The 20390-nt window shown below is 42.9% G+C and carries 11 protein-coding genes; 9 read left to right on the forward strand and 2 right to left on the reverse strand.

The window, feature by feature from the left end; all coding sequences use genetic code 11:
* The first annotated feature begins 98 nt into the window (after positions 1-98).
* The 5 genes from KJW29_RS30950 to KJW29_RS30970 all read left to right on the forward strand — a co-directional run bounded on the left by KJW29_RS30950 (position 99) and on the right by KJW29_RS30970 (position 12365).
* Positions 99-2354: an AraC family transcriptional regulator gene (locus tag KJW29_RS30950; protein WP_214627479.1), complete on the forward strand. Its 2256-nt coding sequence runs from the start codon at positions 99-101 to the stop codon at positions 2352-2354.
* A 246-nt stretch (positions 2355-2600) separates the two neighbouring features.
* Positions 2601-8831 (forward strand): DUF4838 domain-containing protein, encoded by a 6231-nt coding sequence (locus tag KJW29_RS30955; protein WP_214627480.1) that lies wholly within the window; start codon positions 2601-2603, stop codon positions 8829-8831.
* A 183-nt stretch (positions 8832-9014) separates the two neighbouring features.
* The gene (locus KJW29_RS30960; RefSeq protein WP_214627481.1) at positions 9015-10499 is read left to right on the forward strand and encodes an extracellular solute-binding protein; all 1485 of its coding nucleotides are present in this window, start codon (positions 9015-9017) and stop codon (positions 10497-10499) included.
* Between the two features lie 87 nt (positions 10500-10586).
* Positions 10587-11516: a carbohydrate ABC transporter permease gene (locus KJW29_RS30965; RefSeq protein ID WP_214631396.1), complete on the forward strand. Its 930-nt coding sequence runs from the start codon at positions 10587-10589 to the stop codon at positions 11514-11516.
* Between the two features lie 12 nt (positions 11517-11528).
* A complete protein-coding gene (locus KJW29_RS30970; protein WP_214627482.1) occupies positions 11529-12365 on the forward strand; it encodes a carbohydrate ABC transporter permease in 837 nt (278 codons plus the stop codon).
* A gap of 111 nt (positions 12366-12476) precedes the next feature.
* Here KJW29_RS30970 and KJW29_RS30975 read toward each other — a convergent pair whose 3' ends face one another.
* Both KJW29_RS30975 and KJW29_RS30980 read right to left on the reverse strand, forming a co-directional pair.
* Positions 12477-13739 (reverse strand): Gfo/Idh/MocA family protein, encoded by a 1263-nt coding sequence (locus KJW29_RS30975; protein ID WP_214627483.1) that lies wholly within the window; start codon positions 13737-13739, stop codon positions 12477-12479.
* A gap of 655 nt (positions 13740-14394) precedes the next feature.
* Positions 14395-15393 (reverse strand): LacI family DNA-binding transcriptional regulator, encoded by a 999-nt coding sequence (locus KJW29_RS30980; RefSeq protein ID WP_214627484.1) that lies wholly within the window; start codon positions 15391-15393, stop codon positions 14395-14397.
* A gap of 252 nt (positions 15394-15645) precedes the next feature.
* Here KJW29_RS30980 and KJW29_RS30985 point away from each other — a divergent pair, with 252 nt between their 5' ends.
* The 4 genes from KJW29_RS30985 to KJW29_RS31000 all read left to right on the forward strand — a co-directional run bounded on the left by KJW29_RS30985 (position 15646) and on the right by KJW29_RS31000 (position 20294).
* Positions 15646-16926: a Gfo/Idh/MocA family protein gene (locus KJW29_RS30985; RefSeq protein WP_214627485.1), complete on the forward strand. Its 1281-nt coding sequence runs from the start codon at positions 15646-15648 to the stop codon at positions 16924-16926.
* 24 nt (positions 16927-16950) lie between these two features.
* Complete coding sequence (locus tag KJW29_RS30990) at positions 16951-18423, forward strand: ABC transporter substrate-binding protein (RefSeq protein WP_214627486.1); 1473 nt, start codon at positions 16951-16953, stop codon at positions 18421-18423.
* A 66-nt stretch (positions 18424-18489) separates the two neighbouring features.
* Positions 18490-19434, forward strand: coding sequence for a carbohydrate ABC transporter permease (locus KJW29_RS30995; RefSeq protein WP_214627487.1), 945 nt, complete (start codon positions 18490-18492; stop codon positions 19432-19434).
* 23 nt (positions 19435-19457) lie between these two features.
* Complete coding sequence (locus tag KJW29_RS31000; protein ID WP_214627488.1) at positions 19458-20294, forward strand: carbohydrate ABC transporter permease; 837 nt, start codon at positions 19458-19460, stop codon at positions 20292-20294.
* Positions 20295-20390: the final 96 nt, after the last annotated feature.

Here is a 20390-nt window from a genome sequence, read left to right on the forward strand (position 1 = left end):
TCAATAATTGAAATATATCATAGCGTGTAACCAGGCTACGTGCAAGAAGCGATTTCAGCCAGCCTTATATATGCAATTGTCGTTCGGGAGGGTATCATGTGAAAAACAACTGGTTCCACAAGCTGCTTGTGTCTTATCTGCCGGCGTTTGTCATTATTTGCTTAAGCATGTTATTAATGAGTTATTTGAGTTTGATGGAAATGTCTAAAAAATCAACGGAACAGGCCCATACGGCCCTTGTCCAAAATGTCAACAAGCTGATTGATCAGAGACTAGAGAGCGTTAATTCGCTGATGAATTATGAGATCAAAAATAATGTCGCCATCAATAATTTCTATGATGACGCCTTCAAATCCGATCGCTATTACACCGATGTCCAGGCAGCGGTAGCTGTCAAGAAGCTGCTTAACGACAACCCGTTTATCGAATCCATCTACCTGTTTCGGGTTCCTGATCAAATGGTGCTTTCACCATCCAAACTGGTCAACCTGGATCAGTTTGACGATAAGGGGTACATCGGCGCCACGCTTAATAGCAGAACGGCCTATAGCTGGAAGCCAAGAACAGTCAAGACGTCAGTAGAAGCGAACGGAAACGCGGATATAGCAGAACGACGGGTAGTCAGTCTAGCCAAAAATACCAATTTGAAAAACTATAGCTTTATGATTGTTAATGTGAATATTAATCAAGTTAGTGAATTGCTTTACAGCATGATAGACAAGGACACGACTTTTATCCATCTGATTGATCCCGAAGGAAAAGTGATTGTATCTACTGATCCCAGCCAGCAGTATAATAGCTCGCCTAGCGGCGGGAAAATAATTGCTTCTGCTAAATCGGCTTACACAGGATGGCTGGTAAGCAGCGGCAGTAAAGTAGGAGGTATTGTTGCGTTTGTATCCTCCTTATTTTATTTGTGGATGGTCCTTTCTTTTATGATCATGCTTGCCGGGCTCATCTGGATTATTTATGTGTCGCGACGAAATTATCGCCCCATTAAAACCATAATGGAACGTATATCGGTCTTGCCTGGGAGTAAGGAGACGGAAACGAAACGGTCCAATGCAGATATCGACGAATTTCAATATATCGAGACGACGATCGATTCTCTTATGCAGGAATCAAGCTCATTACAGGAAAAATACAAGGAAACCTCTTTGTTTAGAAAAAAACATATTTTGCTAAGTATGCTTGGACTTGAACAGGGCAACGGCATTACCAAATGGGAAGAGGAGTTAAAGCTGCTAGGACTTCGTTGGACCAAGCACGGAGCTGTTGCGGCAATTGTCGAGATTGACCAATATTCGAGATTTATTAAGGAGTATAAGAATGATCACCATTTGCTAAAATTTGTGCTCAGCAACGTAGCCAGAGAAGTTGCCGAAAGCAAAGGGTTTTCCGTCTGGTCGGAGTGGATTGACCAATCGCGGATGGTTATCTTGTATTTTTTGGCGGGGAATGAAGGGGAAGAAAGTGCGCTTAAAGATAATTGTGAGCTCTTGCGAGATTGGGTTGCGCAAAATTTGGACTTTACTATAACGATTGGCATTGGTCCACTCGCGCAGCATATCGAGCAGATACAATCATCCTTCCGGAAAGCCGCTGTCATTGTAGGTTATAAATCGTCACTCGGGATCAATCAGGTCATTATGGCTGCGCAGGTCATAAACCGGCCAAAAGGAGAGCTGTTTAAGCAGCTACAGTGTATTCGTTCGACCAGCCAGCTGTTTCGGGCTGGAGACAGCCAATGGGAGCTGCACTTTCAGGAAATGTATGAGGATTTGAAATTGCAGTTGTATGCGTATGATGATTTGACCAGCTTAATGCAGGTGCTCATTAGTCATTTGCAAAAGGAATTATCCGAGCTGCCGGAAGAGCTATATGCGATTTGGCGAGATGAAGCTTATCAAAACCTGATCAAAGAGCTGGAACAAAATGAAACCTTGGATGAAATATTTGCGGCGTTTAAAGCAATCATGCAAAATTCTCTTTTAAAAATGAATGAAATCCGTGAAAACAAAACCTCGCATCAAATGGTAATGAACATTAAGCAGTATATTACTGATAATTTTCATAATCCTGACCTATCGTTAACGCATTTGAATGAGGCGTTTGGTTTAAATGCCAAATATTTGAGCCGACTGTTTCGGGAATCATTTGGCGTAAAGTTTCTAGAATACGTGACAAGCTATCGAATAGAGAAAGCGCAGCAGCTGCTGGTCGAAACAGACAAAACGATTCAGGATATTGGACAGGAAGTCGGTTACGAGCAATCCTTGACATTTATTCGGGTATTTAAAAAGCAGACGGGAGAAACACCGGGACAATATCGTAAAATGAAAATGAACAAGTAAGGGACGATAGAGCGGCTTGCGGCGTTAGCGCAAGGCCGCTTTATGTTGTTTTTGCGCGGTTTATCAAGTCAAAAGTTCCTTTTTGTCTATCATCTTACATTTAAGCTATGTACGATAAAAAGGTTGCGATGCTATGTTGATTATGCCAAACGGCAGCTGCAGCCTGGCAAACGCTTTCAAACTAAAGGAAATTCATTTAAACCATTTTATGCGCTTAATCAATTTTAAATGGGGGGTACAGTTAACTTGAACAAAAAGGTAATGTCTATCATTTGTTGTTTAGCCATCTTATTAACGACCTTTCAAAACATTTATGCAATGGCCCCACTCAATGACCAATCCCCATCCGTCACTCATCCTGATTTTATTCAAGAGCTGCCTAACGATGCATGGGTATTAATCGAAAACAGTGAATTAGCTCTTCATGGTAATGCGATCAATGTTGCTGATGCAACTGCCACAGACGGTTCGGCTGCAAGGATTGGCCCCAATAACAATGAGTGGGCTATCCAGCTGGGCAATGACATTTTGCCAGAAGAAGATAAGTGGGATATTTATGTGCGTATGCGGATAGATAATAATCCAAGTGCCGCACCAACGCATGCGTTCGTATATGGACAGCATCCGTCGGGAAATATCGGATTTGGTTCTCTGGATACCTTTGGGGACGAACAGTACCATTATCAGAAGCTGGTTTTTTCTTATGACTCAAGCATCAGTAATCAGCTGATTTACTTTACTACGGAGAATGCTTCCTCGGCTAATTTCTATGTCGATCATGCTTATGCAGTTAAAATCAATACGGATGAACCAACTGATCTGCCTGACTTCTTGGACGGAGTGCCTGCCGAGAATTGGATCAAAGTCGATGAGACGCAAATGGAATTACACAATCCAGCTATTTTAGATACCGACAGAAAAGCAGAAAACGGTATGTCTGCTGTTTTGCCTGGCAACAGTCCGGTTTGGGCGATACAAGTATCTAACAAAACTATTCCTGAAGAGGGAGAATGGAAAGTATTTGCTCGTGTTCGAGTAGACATTGGAGATCAGAACCCTGCTTATGCTTTCAACTATGGGATTTATCCTCCATTAAGCTCCGGCAGAGTAGCGGATATCGAAACATATGCGGATGGTGAATATCATTATCTGGAATTTGATTATAAGTATGGCTATCAAGCAGGAGTAAGCAATCAATTTATTTGGTTCTCTACGGATGGCATAAATATCGATAAGCTTTATGTGGATCACTTCTATCTTGTAAAGCATATCCCTGAGGTAAATTCGAATCTGCCTGAGTTTCTGGAAGGAGTACCAGTCAATCAGTGGATGATGCTTGAAGAAAACGAGTTCGATCTATATAATCCGGCAGTTATAGTGTCAGATAACGAAGCAGATAATGGTAAGGCTGCCAAGCTATCCGGCAATGCGAATGATTGGGCCATTCAATTACCTAAGACAAAGCTTCCTCAAGAGAAGTATTGGGAAGTATATGCCAGGGTGAAAATTGATGCAGGTTCAGTAGCGCCTGACGCTTCGGGCTTTGCATTCAATTACGGCTTCTACAACGTACCACAGAACGGTAAATTTGCAGCCTACTCTGATTATTCCGATGGTGAATATCATTACTTGAAATTCCCATGGATCATTGATTCGGAACAAGAAGATCAACTGTATTTATATTTCTCAATGAGCAACTCACTGGCTGCTAATCTATATGTCGATAAGTTTTACGCCGTAAGCTATACTCCAGAAACAAAAACGGAAATACCGGATTTCGCTGTTTGGCTTTCAGTGGATGATTGGTTAACCATTGAAGAGAGTCAATTTGAACTGCAATCGCCTGCGGTTATTCGTGATGACAAAAAAGCGATGAATTACAAAGCGGCGCAGCTTGCCGGCAATGTGAATACGCAAGCGATTCGAATTCCCAGCTCCGTTCTTCCTACTGCAGGGGAATGGAAAATCTACGCAGACGTCTATGTAGAACAAGGTCAAGCGCAAAGCGGAGCACAAGCCTTCACTGCCGGTATGGAAGATACAAATTCGCAATCCAGATCCTTCTACGTCCCAGAGCAAGCGGTCGGTAAATACCAAACGATTCGACTGCCATGGACATATGAGTATGATGCGAATGCCGCCAACCAATTTATATGGTTTTCAACGAACGGCGCTTCGATCAAGAAACTAAATATCGACCGAATTTACTTGGCCAAACATGTAGAACAAGCACCAACTGAAGTCCCGGCATTTGTTAGCCACCTGGATGCTAATGATTGGTTGAGCATTGAAGAGAGCGATTTCCATGTCTCTGCACCTGCTGCAATTGTGCAAGATGCAAAAGCTTGGAACCAGCAAGCCGTACAAATTCCAGGTAAAACAGCAGCAAAAGCAGTTACAATTGATCAAGCAGACTTGCCTACCACCGGCAAATGGAAATTGTATGCCAATGTTCGCGTAGAATCAGGACTTGCTTCTACCAGCAATGCGATGCAGGTTGGTTTGTCGCCGAACACGGCCGAAGGAACTTCGATTAGCAAAGTTCCTCTAGCAAGCGGAGAGTATCGCTATTTGGAAATTCCCTGGATCTATGATGCTTCCGCACAAACCGACGCACAACTATTCTTCCATACAGCTAACACGCAAATCGACAAGCTATTTATCGATCGGGTTATCGCTGTAAAATACGAAGAACTAGAAACGGAAGCGGTAACGATTGTTGACGATCGTATAGCTAACGCTGTCATTGTGTACCCGGAGCAAGCAGACACAAAAGTAATTGATGCTGCTTTTACGCTGCAGAACTATGTGAAACAATCCACGGGCGTTACTCTGCAAGTAATGTCGCGTGACTGGGCGTTAGCGTTGCAAAGCGACATTAATCGTATTTATGTAGGCTTTAATCCATACAAAGATTATACAGCTATGTTGAGCGGGCTTAAAAAAGATGCATTTATTATGGATGCCAGCGGCAACTCGATTACAATTATCGGCGCTGACAAGTGGAGTACAGAGTTTGGGGTATATCGTTTCCTTGAGAAATATGCAGGCGCGATTTGGTTAATGCCGGGGCCGGACGGAGAGGATGTACTTTCGTACGATACGATCTCTGTTCCAAGTGGTACGCTAACGGATGAACCTGATGCAATTGCCCGTCATTTCTTCGGTACAGAAGCCGAATGGGGATTACATGCCAACGCAGAGTGGGCTGTACGAAATCTGATGCACGATAGCTTGAATTTTCATCATAATATGACGGAGCTATTCAACCCGTCTGTGTTTGCCGACCATCCAGAATACTATCCAGACGGAAAAGTTCCTACTCATGCTTTCGAGTGGCAGCCATGCTTTAGCGATCAAACATCAGAAGCGGCTATTGCGAGAATTGTTGAATTCTTTCAAAACAATCCGGATGAGATTTCTTATTCACTTGGTGTAAATGACAGTAAAAACTATTGTGCAGCAGACATTGCACGCTCCCCTAAGATTAACTCCATGGGTGCTGTCGATTTGTCGGATGTCTACTATGCATGGGTAAACGATATTGCAGAGGGTGTAACTACTTATAATAATGGCGAATTCTCTGACAAATATTTTGGCTTGCTTGCGTATTGGAATGTTTTAGAACCGCCTTCCTTCCAGCTGCATGAGAATGTAGTTCCGTATATCACGGTTGACCGCATGATCTGGGGGAATCCTGATGAAAAAATAGGCGGACACGCACTAACAGAAGCTTGGTCAGCAGTTGCGACTAATCTTGGTTTCTACGAGTACATTTATGGCTCTCAATATCATGTTCCGCGTATTTATATGGAAACTTTGTCCGACATGTACAAATACGCTGCAGAAAACAACGTAATCGGGCATGTTGGCGAGTTGTTCCCTAATTTCGGCGGTGAAGGCGCGAAACCATGGGCAATGGCGAAGATGCAGTGGGATGCTGATCTCAATGTAGACGATTTAATGTATGAATGGTATGAGAGAGCAGTAGGGGAAGAAGCGGCTCCATATCTAGAGGATTATTACGCCATTTGGGAAAACTTCTGGACAAATCGCATTTTCGATACGGAGTGGTACCAAACCTGGGCAAACCGAGAAATTCGTGCAAATTGGCTCTCCTTTGACGACCTGCGCTATCTTCAAGATGTAACAGAAGAAGAGCTGACGCAAGCTCGTGCGCTTATGGAACAAGTAGTTGCACATGCTGGTGACGGCAAACAACAGGTTCGTGCTGACAAGATGATGCAATCCTTCGAATATTACGAGGCTTCTGCAAAATCTTTCCCAAGAACGTCTGCAGTTGAACCGGAAAATCTTGAGCAAGCTGAACAATACGTCGCCTTCATTAAAGACAGCTATGAATATGCTAAAACGCGAGTTGAATTACGTAATGGATTTTTAGGCGATCCGATTCTAGAAATCTCCGATTATTTGAATCCTGCGCAATTTGATGGTGTTCAATCCAAAATGATTGAGGCATTGCTCTCCTATTTGGAGAAAAATCCTCAACATACTGCTGTTAAGGCCGAGTTGAACAGCTTCTTAATGCAAATTGGTTACAAAGAATATCTAGCAACTGCCGTAAAAACGACTGCTGACAAAGATGATATTTTAAATACATTAGACTTCACGTCCGGTCCTTGGACTGGCGTGCAGCCTATGTCGGATTTCCTGGTCATGAGTAAACGTACGGCAGCCCCTGCGGAAACAAAGGTGTATCTATTATGGGACGAAGAGTACCTGTACGTTGGCTATGATAATGTCGATCACAATATCAATTCGCCTGAAGTGAAAATCAGTAATTCCATTACAGCCGGCGGCTGGTGGACAAGCGGGGCAGATGATTCTGTAGAAACATTTGTTGCTAAAGACGCTTTCAGTCCCTATTATGCCTACATGACAAATCCGCTGGCAATTAACGTACTGTATTATAACGCAGGTGCAGGCCAAAGCTATCAACCGACGAAGCAAATTGAAACGAATGCTGATTTATACGAAACAGGCTGGAAGGTTGTACAAGCTATTCCGTTTGAAAAGATTGGTGTAGATCCGAATGAAACGGACAGCTTGATCGGTCTATTTTTCCGGAATTACCACGGCAATTCGGTATATATCGGATGGGGGGGAAGTCAGCCTTGGCGCCCAGACACCTTCCATACGATCAAGCTTCAAAAACCAGGCGGCTCTAATCCGGATCCTGGTTCAGGCACTAATCCAAATCCGGGCGCTGGAACCGGAACAACTGTTGTAGAAGAAACAGATGAATTTATTTCGATTGAGGAAAGTACGCGCGGAGATCAATCTGTCGTCACGTATGAGATTAACCAAAACCATGTTGCAAATGTGCTTGCAGCAAATGGACAAGCTTCAAAAGTCACAATACCTGTCGGTGGAGACTCTGATGTAATAATCGCTCGGCTTAATGGCGAAATCATCAAGCTTCTACAAAACAGCCAAGCGACGCTAGAAGTTGTAGCCGATCGTGGCACGTATACGCTGCCTGCTCAACAAATCAATTTGGACGCACTTGCAGCACAATTCGGATCTAATGCAGTGCTAAAGGATATCTTCTTCCAGATCGAAATTGGCGCCGCATCCGCAGAAATGATTCGTATTGTTGAAGCTGCAGCCAATAACGGACAGTTTGACATTATGGTTCCGCCGGTTAACTTTGTAATCACTGCTCATTATGGCGGTAAACAAATTGAAGTTTCAACCTTCACAGCTTTCGTGGAGCGACTAATCGCTATTCCAGACGGCATTGATCCAAGCGGCATTACAACGGCGATAGTTATTGATGCTGATGGAAGTACCCGTCATGTACCTACGCAAATCGTAAGTATGGATGGAAAATCTTACGCTAAAATCAACAGCTTAACTAACAGCACGTACGCTTTAATCAGCAAATCGATAACGTTTAAGGATACGACGAACCATTGGGCAGAAGAAGCTATTCTAGATATGAGTTCACGTACGATTATTAATGGAATCGGCAAGCAAATGTTTGCTCCTGATCGTGAGGTTACACGCGCCGAATTTGTTGCTCTTGTTGTTCGTGGTTTAGGAATCCCGCTTAAACAAGGGGAGTCCAAATTCTCTGACGTAACATCCGATGCTTGGTACGCCGGAGTTATTCAGGCAGCTGTCTCTTATGGTTTGATTACTGGATACGAGGATGGTACTTTCCGTCCAAATGATCGCATCACGCGCGAACAAACGATGGCAGTCATTGCTAGAGCAATGCTCTTAACAGGGATGAGTGACGGTCTTGATTCCGCAGCTGACACAGATTTATTAGCAGCCTATCAAGATGCCGATTCTGCAGCTGCTTGGGCAAAAGCCAGCATTATCAAGTCCGTCGAATCAGGTATTCTTACTGGTAGAAGCGGTCGCTTCCTTGCACCAAAAGCTTTCATTACTAGAGCCGAGGTTGCTACTGTCATTCAACGATTACTAAAAAAATCGGATCTTATCTAGCTGTTTATTGATTTTAGCGCCTTTATTAAGGCAAAAGTTCCTTTTTGTCTATCACATTACATTTAAGCTATGTACGGAAAAATGCTTGAAATGCTAAGTTGATTATGCCAAATGAAAGCTGCAGCGTGGCAAAAGTTGTTCAAGTAGCTACACGAATCTAATTCTTTTTTGGAGGGGTCAACATTGAAGCGTAAACACAAAAGTTGGAAGCTGGCACTCATCTGTATTCTATCGATTGCAATGCTAGCCGCATGTTCGGGCAAGGGAGCTACACCAGGGAATAGCAGTACACCATCAAGCTCGACTCCAGATACGACTGCAGCTCCTGGAAATTCGGAACCGGCTGTTTATGAGGAAAACGGTTTGCCTAAAGACGAGAAGGTGACGTTGAAGTTCGCCTATTGGGAAAGCGGTACGGGACGGGAATGGATTGATTATGCCATTCGTACTTTTGAAGAAAAATTCCCTAACGTAAAGATTGATACAACCTATTCTCCGAAGATCGATACGATTATTTCAACAAAAATTTCAGCGAATAATGACGACGATATGTTTGATATCTTCTCTGCTTTTCTAGGGGAAAATTCGGCTGCAGTCGCAGCCGCGCTTGCCAAGGAAGGGAAAATAGTGCCGCAGGAGGATCTGTGGGAGCGCAAGCTGTATGATGGCGACGGCAAGACACTTGGCGAATTAACAAATGCGCTAAATAAGTCGACGCCGACACTACATGGTACACAATACGCTCTTCCATACAGTCAGAATGTAACGGGTTTATTTTATAACAAACTTTTATTTGAGGAAAAAGGCTGGAATCAAAGCCCGCAAACCTGGGCCGAGTTTACCGAATTGGTGGATACCATTCGCGCAGACAATATCATCCCAATTACGTATCCGGGCAAATATCCAGGGTATTTGGAATTTTCTCTAGGTGTTAATCAGATGTATGCAACAGCTGATATTAATGGAAATCTAGATTCATTCAACAAAAATTACAAGAACTATCAAACGCCGTTTTATATGTCCGAAGAGAGTGTAAACGTTCATAACAAAATTTATGAATTAGGGAAAAAGAAAGCGTTCCCGGATGGTGTTGCGGCGCTAAGTCATACGCAATCACAGATGCAGCTGCTGCAGGGACAAGCGGCAACAGCTTCTACTGGCGAGTGGGTGCAAAATGAGATGAAGGATTCCATTCCGGAAGGATTTCAGTGGGGCTTTATGCTGATTCCGATGGGAGAGAAGGCGGAGGATGTGAAGTATTACAGCTCGCATCCAGGCGGCGGGCATTACATTTGGTCCGCAAAGCCCGAGTTGAACAAGAAATGGGCGAAGGAGTTTATTTTGTGGATGTATAATCTGGACGTGCAGCTGCAAATTGCCGAAAAGGCGGGTACATTGCCTGTTCGCGCCGACTTTTTAAATGATGAATCAAAAGCGGACAAGCTGCAAGATGCTCCAAAGGCGGTACTGGAGTATTTGAAAAATAATAATGTGAAAGGGGCAAGTCCGGATTTGAGAGACGTGTCACTGACACATCAAAATGCAGACAGAGCTATGAAATTAGTTAGAGAATCATTAAATGATATAGCATCCGGCAAACAGGATCCGCTCCCGAAGCTGGAAGAAGCAGAAAAACTACTGCAGGTAGCGGTAGACGCTCAGCAGTAATTTAGTTCGAGGTTAAGGATGCGGGCGAGCCAAAGGCTTGGCCCGCATCCCACTCTCGAGAGAAAGGGGAAAGACATCTTGACTGAGATGCTGATCAAAGAGAGTAGGTTAGGTAACGGCTGGCGTAAAAAGGAAAAGGTACAAAAGCTGGTTTTTATTCTGATAGGCCTTATTCCGGCATTTGGCGGCTATGTATTGTTTACGCTATATCCTAATCTGTTATCGGTTTATTACTCTCTGCTGGATTGGAATGGCATTAATGCAAAACGTTTTGTCGGACTACAGAATTTCATTTATATGTTTCAGGATACGTATGTATGGAGGGCGCTATGGCATAACCTCATTTACATGATTACGATCCCGCCACTCGTGATTCTTATTTCCCTTCTGTTGGCTTATTTATTAACAAGTAAAAACTATAAGGGCAATTCGATATTTAAAGTCATATTTTTCTTTCCTAACGTCTTGTCGACAGTAGCGATCTCTCTGTTATGGGCCTTTATTTACGATGGAACCTTTGGCCTGCTTAATGCGGGATTAAAAATAATAGGTGTAGATATTGGGAATTTTTATTGGCTGGGCGAAAAAAGCACGGCCATTTGGGCTACGATCCCTCCTTCGGTCTGGGGGATGGTCGGATTTTATTTTGTTATCTTTATGAATGCCATGACAACCATTCCCAAGTCGCTTTACGAGGCGGCTACGCTGGAAGGGGCTAATCATATGAACAAGCTGTTTCAGATAACCATTCCGTTAATCATGCCAATCATTCGAGTCGCTGCTTTGTTTTTAATGTTAGGCGTATTTAAAGGCTTTGAGAACATCATGATACTAACAAATGGCGGCCCTTCAGGTTCAACCGATGTTATTGGTCTGTACATGTTCAACATTGCTTTTGGCGGTGGATCACAAAGCTATGGGTATGCATCAGCGATTGGGATGTTACTATTTGTTGTTATGGTTGGCGCAAAACTGATTATTGATAAATTTACGGCAAATCGATCAGCGGAATTTTAGGAGGAAAGAGTAGTGAAAGAGAAACGCAATGCTGCGGATATCGTGTGGACATTATTTCTCTTGATTTGGACAGTTTCCATCTTGTTTCCGTTGATCTGGGTATTTTACGAATCACTCAAAACGAATCGGGAATTTTTTCAGGATGTCTGGAAGCTGCCTCAGGTCATGAACTGGATCAATTATGAAAAAGCATGGCAAGGATACGGTATTGGGCAAGCCATGATTAACACGGTGTATTATGTCGGCTTCAGCACGTTAATCGGTGCTTTTCTTACAGCTATTAATGCCTATATATTAACCCGCTTGGAGTTTAAGGGAAGGAAGCTGCTATGGGCAGCCATCATGCTGTCTCTGTTTTTACCTGGGATTAACGCATTGGTTCCACAGTATATTCTCATGCGGGATTTGAATTTGACAAACAGCTTGACGGGGCTAATTGTTCTCGACAGCTTGGGCGAAAGCGCGTTTTTTCTCATGATGTTGAGCGGGTTTATGCAATCTCTGCCAAAAGAGCTCGAGGAAAGCGGGTATATGGATGGAGCCTCCATATTTCAAGTGTTTTTTAGAATTATATTGCCTTTGTCGACAGCCGGCATTGTAACCGTTGCGATCTTCAAGATACTGGGGTTATATAATAATTTTCTTAGCCCATTTATATACTTGAGCGATCCTGTCAAATACACAATAGGCGTGGCGATGTATCAAGCCAGCATAATGATGCAATATAAGGCGGATTGGGTTACCCTGTTTGCCGGATTAATGATTACACTGTTACCGCTTGTATTTATGTATGTGTTGCTGCAGCGCTCCATTATGGAAGGAGCGACGTTAGGAGCAGTCAAAGGCTAAGGGATTAATGGATTATTCTCCACTGTTAAATCCGGTAGACTAAAAGGTACCCATACACTAAACACTTTCTTTGAAGTGCTAGAGTATGGGTACCCGTTTAATTGCTGTTTGTTACACGACAGACATAAATGATTCTAGCTCGACAGGCATTCCGCGATTGATACGAGACTGCTCAGCTGCAAAAGCGATAAGGTGGCTTTGAAGTGAGGCTGCTGCAGAAGTTAATCCTTGGTTTGGATTATTGTCAAATTGTCTAATCGCATCTATAAAGGAGCCAATAAATCGATCATCTCCTCCGCCATGCCCATCACCGGTGGGGCTGAATTGATGAATGATTTGTTTACCCGTTGCAAAGTGATACACTTTGACAACTCCATCCTCCATATTTCCTTGTATTTCGCCATGAGAGCCCATTACTTGAACGGTACGGGCTATATGCTGTGTGAAACCGGATAGTGTGAAGGAAGCGTTCGCGCCATTCTCAAACTCCATATTCACTACTTGGTGATCAACTACATCATTATCGCATCGATAAACGCATCGGCCATAAGGACCTTCCTTAATAGCTTGCAATGTATTGGCTGGCGTAGGGTTATTCGTAATATAGCGTGCATAATGCGGATCTTTTGTTTCCAAATAAATTTTAATAGCAGAGTATGGGCAGCTGCGTTCAACAGCGCAGCCATCTGTACAGCGAGCAGTTGAACCTAGAGGCGCTTCTTCCTCGCGGAAATGCATAAGACTTCCGAATGAGCTTACTCGACTGCAGCTTTGCTCCATTAGCCAGGAAATAATATCGAGGTCATGACAAGATTTGGCTAATATGATTGGGCTTGATTGCTCGGTGTTGCGCCAATGTCCGCGTACATAGCTATGTGCCATATGCTGAAAACCTACATTTTCAGTTAATTGGATGGAAGTTACTTTTCCGATTGTACCCTCTGAGATTACCTCTTTAATAGTTGCCCAAAAAGGTGAATAACGCAGTACATGGCTCACCATTAGTAATCGGCCATGCTTCTGGGCTGCTGCCTCTAATTGCACGCATTCCTCAGTTAAAGTAGACATCGGCTTTTCCAAAATAATATGATACCCAAGCTCGAGCGCTTTCATGGCTGGCTCAAAATGCATGCTATCCTGAGTGCTAATGATTGCAGCGTCTGCAATCTTGCCTTGTGCAAGGACATCTTCCCAGGATGCAAAGGTTTGCTCAGCATCGATTTCATGGACGGCTGCAAATTTGTGCCGCCGCTGCTCATCTGGCTCTGCAACAGCTAAAAAGTTAAAATCATTCGGATATTTTTCAGCGTATGGTCCATAAATAAAATTGCCTCTGCTTCCGGCACCTAACAAAATAGCAGATATAGTATGCAAATTAAGCATCTCCTTCAGTATTCTGGTATTGGATATGGTAGGTCATAACTTATCATTGGAACAACGAAATTTTCCATGATAGTCAACGGGCAATAATTCATATAAGGCACTAAATTCTTTAATTTGAACCGTTTGATTATAGTTGATCTGAACAAAACGGAAGGCTCTGGAATGATCTATTTTCACATCTTTGGGCTGTTGATGATTAATAACAATCTCATCGTAGGTTTCACAGCTTCCTTGCCGAAGTGGAGTAAATACTGTTGTCGGAAGATTCAGATATTAATATTTGCTCAGTGAAGCTTATCCTCCGAAGTGTGAAAGGGAAGCTCAGCAGCTGGAAGCCGTTATTGTATCTGTTGTTTCAGATCAAGCAGTTCCTGCGATATTTGCCGAAGGCACGCTCGTTAATTGCAATATTATAAATCCCATCTGCGTAGAGAGATACCTGCTCCTCCTTATGAAACTGGACCCATTTGCGGAATTTAACACAGTATAATGGGGATCCATGCGGAAAAAGGGCGGGATGACCGTTAATCGTTCATCCCGACGCATGCTTACTTCCTTGTGCAGCCAAAGCTCAAAATCATCCGGATATCAAATCCATGACGCAGAAAGTGTTGGATTATTATACATCAGTTGCTGCTCCTTTTTGTTATTTCGCTGCTTGATAGGGCGCGATTGTACCGCCTTCAAAACATTCGAAATCAGTTATATATACAGAAATTGTATCATCGGTAATTTTTTTGTTAATCAAATCTACTAATACGTTGACGGTACGTTCCTTCTCCGTATTGGAGATATAGTAGGTAGTTAGCTGAGGTATACTTAATTTGACCAATTCAGTAAATCCGGAACCGATCAAGCTGATATCACCTGGTACAGCTATTCCAGTACTTTGCAAGTATTGTAATGCCCCAAATTGTATAACTGTATTACCACAGAAAGCTGCTGAATAATCGAGGCGCAGCATGTGAGCTCGCTTACATATTTCATAGCCATTCTCATCATTGCTAATCTGAATGAGAGACTTATCTATCTCAATCCCACTATCTTTAAGCGCCTCCAAATAGCCTTCTAAAGTCCGCTGGTGAATGAGATAATCCAGTGATCCCATAAAAAGTGCAATGCGGGTGTGTCCGAGCGATAGAAGTTTGTTGACAGCATCATAAGCGAGCTTATGGTCATCAGTCGCGATGTGATTGCAATTTTTTCCGATTTCGTATAACGGCTTACCATAAAAGATATACGGGGTGCTGGAATGCTTGAAAATTCCCAACAATTTGTCGTCCACATCTCCGGATATGACGAAGCCATCGACTTCCTGATTTTCTATTATTTTTTGCAGCTTATTCAGCGACTCTGCTTCATGAGTGATATTCATAAAGATCAAGCCATAATCATGCTGGCTGGCAGCTGATTCAATCGCTTGCAAATCCGGCAGATAACGCGGGTCATTAGCATCTCGATCATATAGCACATAGCAAAGCTTTGGAGAAACCTCAATATCGCGATAGCCGAGATCTTTGGCTGCCTGCAATATTTTGTTGCGCGTTTCTGCGGATATAGTGCTACTAGGCGTATTGTTTAGAACGAGAGAAACGGCAGTGCGAGAAATACCGAGGTATTCTGCTATTTCTTTTTTAGTCACCATATACATAAACTCCTTTAAAAACAATTCATAACGATGGTTATATTATAGGCTGAAACTAGTTAAAACGTCAAATCTTTATGTAATTTGCGATTTTATCGTGACCAGATACAGGTTATGTAAGCGCATTAAATGCAAAAAATAATATTTTAGATCAGGGTTGACAGCAATATATAACGGGTGTTATTATCACTTCGAAAACAGGTTTACCGATTTATGGGTGGTGTAGACCTATGTTAAGAAGGATGTGATAAGGTGCGCCAAATAACGGCAGTGGTAATGGGCGCCGGGGCAAGAGGAAGATTTGTGTACGGAGCTTACGCTAATAAGCATCCATATGAATTGAAAATTGTCGCGGTTGCAGATCCGGATGAAGAACGCAGAATGCTTGCAGCTGCCGAACATGGCTTATTGCCAAATCAAGTGTATGAAAGCTGGGAGCAACTGCTTGATCAAACTAAAATTGCAGATATCGCTATTATTGCAACAAAGGATAAAATGCATTTTCTGCCTACGGTGAGAGCATTGGAGTTGGGCTATGATGTGCTTCTAGAGAAGCCTATGTCTCCATTAGAAGCAGAGGTCATTGCGATGGTCGAAGCCTCCCGCAGCTCCGGGAGATTGCTCACCGTGTGTCATGTACTGCGATATACTCCTTTTTGGTCAAGTATTAAGCGGTTGATTGAAAGCGATGCCATTGGGGATCTCGTTACCATACAATTGAGCGAAAATGTTGGATATTATCATATGGCACATAGCTTTGTAAGAGGCAATTGGAACTGCTCGGAAGAAACAAGCCCTATGATACTGCAGAAGTCGTGCCATGATATGGATTTGCTGACGTGGCTTATTGATGAACCGTGTAGGAGGGTCAGTTCTTTTGGCTCTTTAAAGCATTTTTGCCTTGAGAACGCCCCGCCCGGTTCGACTGAGCGATGTCTGGACGGCTGCGCAGTAGAGCGCGAGTGCCCGTATTCTGCTATTCGCATTTATGAGGAGGCAGAGACAACAGACTGGACCAGATTTATAACACATGATCTTTCAGCGCAAGGCATTCGCAAGGCACTGCAAACGGGCCCATTCGGCAAATGTGTTTATCGCTGCAATAATAATGTTGTTGACCATCAGGTTGTAAATATGGAGTTTAATAGCGGTGTGACAGCTTCCTTTACGATGTCTGGCTTTTCGCACGATATTTCAAGAACGGTTCAGATCATGGGAACGCTGGGTGAAATTAGAGGATATATGGAGAAAAACGACATACAGCTCTATCGATTTGGAGCTGAGCCTGAAACGGTGCCAGTCATCCTTGAAGAAGGCGGGCATGGCGGAGGAGACGAAGGGCTAATGCGTTCGTTTTTGGAGCAAGTACGATCGCGTGGCAAGGATGCAGGGCCAGGACTTACATCAGCTGAAGCCTCTATGCAAAGTCATCTGATGGCTTTTGCGGCAGAGAAGTCAAGGCTTTCTGGCGGCAAGTCCATTGAATTGGCAGTTGAGCTGAGAAGCGGTCAGCTTTTAAATAGCATCAGCTGAATAAAAAACCAGGGGGTAATTGATTTGAAAAGATTTCATGTACTTTTATTATCCGTAGTAATGTGTTTTTCTTTGCTAACGGCTTGCGGCTCCAATGGAAACGATAAACCGTCAAGCTCGCCTTCAGTAACGCCGAATGAGTCTGCTGCTCCATCTGAATCGGCGCCGGCAGAACCGGAAGTGTATGAGAATGGGCTTCCTAAAGATGAGAAGGTAACTTTAAAAGTGGGTTTATGGGAAAGTGGATCTGGTCGTATTTGGATGGACTTGGCTATGGCAGAGTTTACCAAAAAGTATCCAAACGTTACATTCGATTTGACTTCTACGCCTACATTGGAAACAATACTTGAGCCGAAAATTGCAGCGGGCAAAGATGAAGATATGTTTGATTTATTTTTTCCGCGATTCTCTGCAGCAGGATCGCTTGAACGTCTAGTAGAAGCAGGCAAGCTGGAACCACAAGATGATCTTTGGGATCGCCAACTGCCGGATGGATCTGGCAAAACGCTTCGTTCAGTTATTTCTGATGATTTCTATGATACAGCGCTAAGCCTTGGCATGACAGCTCGAGTGCCAGTTGTCGGCTACACAGCGGGATTGTTCTTCGATCAGAAGCTATTTGACGAGAAAGGCTGGAACAAAAGCCCAAATACTTGGGATGAGTTTGTTGCCCTGCTTGATCAGATCAAAGCAGATGGCATCATTCCAATTACATTCCCTGGAGTTTATGCAGGCTATTTAACGAATTATGTATTCGACACAGTTCAATTTGGCATAGCGAAGGCTAATGGCAACTTCGATAGTTATTTGAAAAATTTCCGCAATTTCGATGGACCTCAGCTCACAACGGAAGAAAATAAGGAAGCTTGGAAACGTATGTATGATTTTGGTAAAAAGGGATATTTCCCAGCCGGTGTAGCTGCTCTTAATCATACACAGTCGCAAATGCAGGTCATGCAGCATAAAGCCGCAATGGTTGCAACAGGTGACTGGGTAGGCAATGAAATGAAGGAAAGCACACCAGAAGGCTTTACTTGGGGATTTATGAGCATCCCAGTTACGAACGATTCGAATCAAACGGTTTTTGTTAATGCGGGCGTAGGTGATGTAAGCTTTGTTATTTGGAAAAACAAACCTGATTTGACAAAGAAATGGGCAAAAGAATTTATTATGAGCCTTTACAATTTTGAAATTCAAGAGTCACTAGCAATTGATGCGGGCTCCTACCCAGGCAGACTTGATTTCGGCGATGACCCTGCTCGTATTGCGAAGCTGCAGCCAACACAAAAAGCAGTAATGGAATATTTCACTAAACATAATGTAGAGTACATTTCTTACCGCCGCAATTTCGGTCTGTCTAGTCCCGAAGATGGACAATCCAGTAAAATGATCAGCGAACTGATTACCGCAGTTGCAACAGGCAAAAAGGACCCGCTTCCGGTATTGGAAGAAGCCGAGAAGCTGAAGCAAGCAGCCATTGCTAAAGACCGTCCGTAACATCATTTGCGGATTTGGGAGAAAGATTCTTTCTCCCAAATCCTGTATAAGGGGGAAGAGTGTGCAATGGATGCTGAACTTAGAATGGTACAGGGCGTAGCAAGAGCTAAGAGAAAGTCGAGTAAAGCCAGCAGGCAGAAGCTGACATTTTTAATCATTGCTATTGCTCCATCCTTGCTTGGCTATATTTTATTTACGCTATATCCCAATATTATGTCCGTATACTACTCCTTTTTGGAATGGGATGGATTAACAGAACCTAAATTTGTAGGCTTCGATAACTTTGTTCATTTGGTAAAAGACAAATTCGTTTGGCGTGCCTTATATCATAATGCGATTTATATGATTATTGTGCCTGCACTTATCGTTTTCATTTCATTATTGCTTGCCTACTTGCTCAATATGAAGTCCTACAAGGAAAATGCCTGGTACAAAGTTATTTATTTCTTTACGAATGTGCTTTCTACAGTAGTGGTTGCTTTGTTATGGGCATTTATATTTGATGGGAGCTTTGGCTTGTTTAATGGGATTATTGAATTGTTTGGCATAAAGATGAATGATTTTTATTGGCTTGGCAGTACAAAGACTGCTATATGGGCGCTTGTTTTGCCGATGGTATGGGGCGGCGTAGGGTTATATGTAGTCATTTTTATTAATGCTATGAGCGCAATTCCAAAATCGCTATATGAAGCAGCTCAGCTCGAAGGGGCGCAGCCGATGGCGCTGCTCTTTAAAATTACGATACCGCTCATTCGCAATGTTATTCGGGTCTGCGTCGTTTTTGTTGTGCTGGGATCACTGAAAGGCTTTGAAATGATTATGATTCTGACCAATGGCGGACCTGAAGGCTCAACAGATGTAATCGGGCTATATATGTTTAATTTGGCTTTTGGAAAAGAGTATCATAATTATGGCTATGCATCTGCTATTGGCATGCTATTATTTGTTGTTTTGGTAGGAGCAAAAATCATTATTGATAAATTTTATCCAGAGGAATCTATTGAGTTTTAGTAGCTGCAAGGGAGGTAGAGTGTATGGCTCAACGGCGAACATTTATGGATTACATTTGGAGGCTGGCACTGTTCTTTTGGGCAGCTACCATTATTTTTCCGGTGGTATGGATAGCCTATCAATCATTGCGTACGAATGTGGAATTTTTTCAGGATATATGGGCGCTGCCTACTAGTTTGAATTGGGGCAACTACGTAAAAGCATGGACATCTTATAATATTGGGCAATCTATGATGAACACTGTCTATTATGTTGGGGTAAGTCTAGTAATCGGCACTTTTTTAACGACACTTAATGCCTATGCGCTTACGAGAATGCAATTTCGCGGCAGAGCCTTGATATGGGGACTTATTATGCTATCGCTATTTTTGCCAGGGATTAATGCTTTAGTGCCTCAGTATATATTGATGAAAAGCTTGAACTTAACGAATAGCTTGTCTGGACTCGTTATATTGGATAGTTTCGGAGAAAACGTATTTTTCTTAATGCTGCTGGGCGGATTTATGTCCTCTTTACCGAAGGATCTAGAGGAAAGTGCTTATATGGACGGAGCATCTATTTATCAAACGTTTTGGCGCATCATTATTCCATTGTCAACTCCTGGTATTGTAACCGTTGCGATATTTAAGTTCTTAGGACTGTACAACAATTTCCTTGGCCCGTTTATTTATTTAAGCGATCCAGCCAAGTATACGATTGGTGTCAATATGTATCAGGCAAATATGAAGATGCAGTACACATCAGATTGGGTAACGATGTTTGCGGGGGTCGTTATTGTTATGATTCCTTCAGTCATATTCTATATGATGTTCCAACGCAGAATTATGGAAGGGGCGACAATGGGAGCAATGAAGGGGTGATTGAATAAGGGGTAAGCATGTACTCATGCGAGTCCCTGGGTCCGCTAAAATGTAAGCACTTTCAAAGTTTGGAGTTGAAAAGTGTATCTCAAAGAG

Source organism: Paenibacillus agaridevorans, assembly GCF_018604145.1.
Lineage (GTDB): Bacteria > Bacillota > Bacilli > Paenibacillales > Paenibacillaceae > Pristimantibacillus > Pristimantibacillus agaridevorans.

Coding starts and splice junctions, on each gene's coding strand:
- KJW29_RS30965 (WP_214631396.1), top strand. CDS start 10,587: ATGCTGATCAAAGAGAGTAGGTTAGGTAACGGCTGGCGTAAAAAGGAA.
- KJW29_RS30980 (WP_214627484.1), bottom strand. CDS start 15,393: ATGGTGACTAAAAAAGAAATAGCAGAATACCTCGGTATTTCTCGCACT.
- KJW29_RS30995 (WP_214627487.1), top strand. CDS start 18,490: ATGGATGCTGAACTTAGAATGGTACAGGGCGTAGCAAGAGCTAAGAGA.
- KJW29_RS31000 (WP_214627488.1), top strand. CDS start 19,458: ATGGCTCAACGGCGAACATTTATGGATTACATTTGGAGGCTGGCACTG.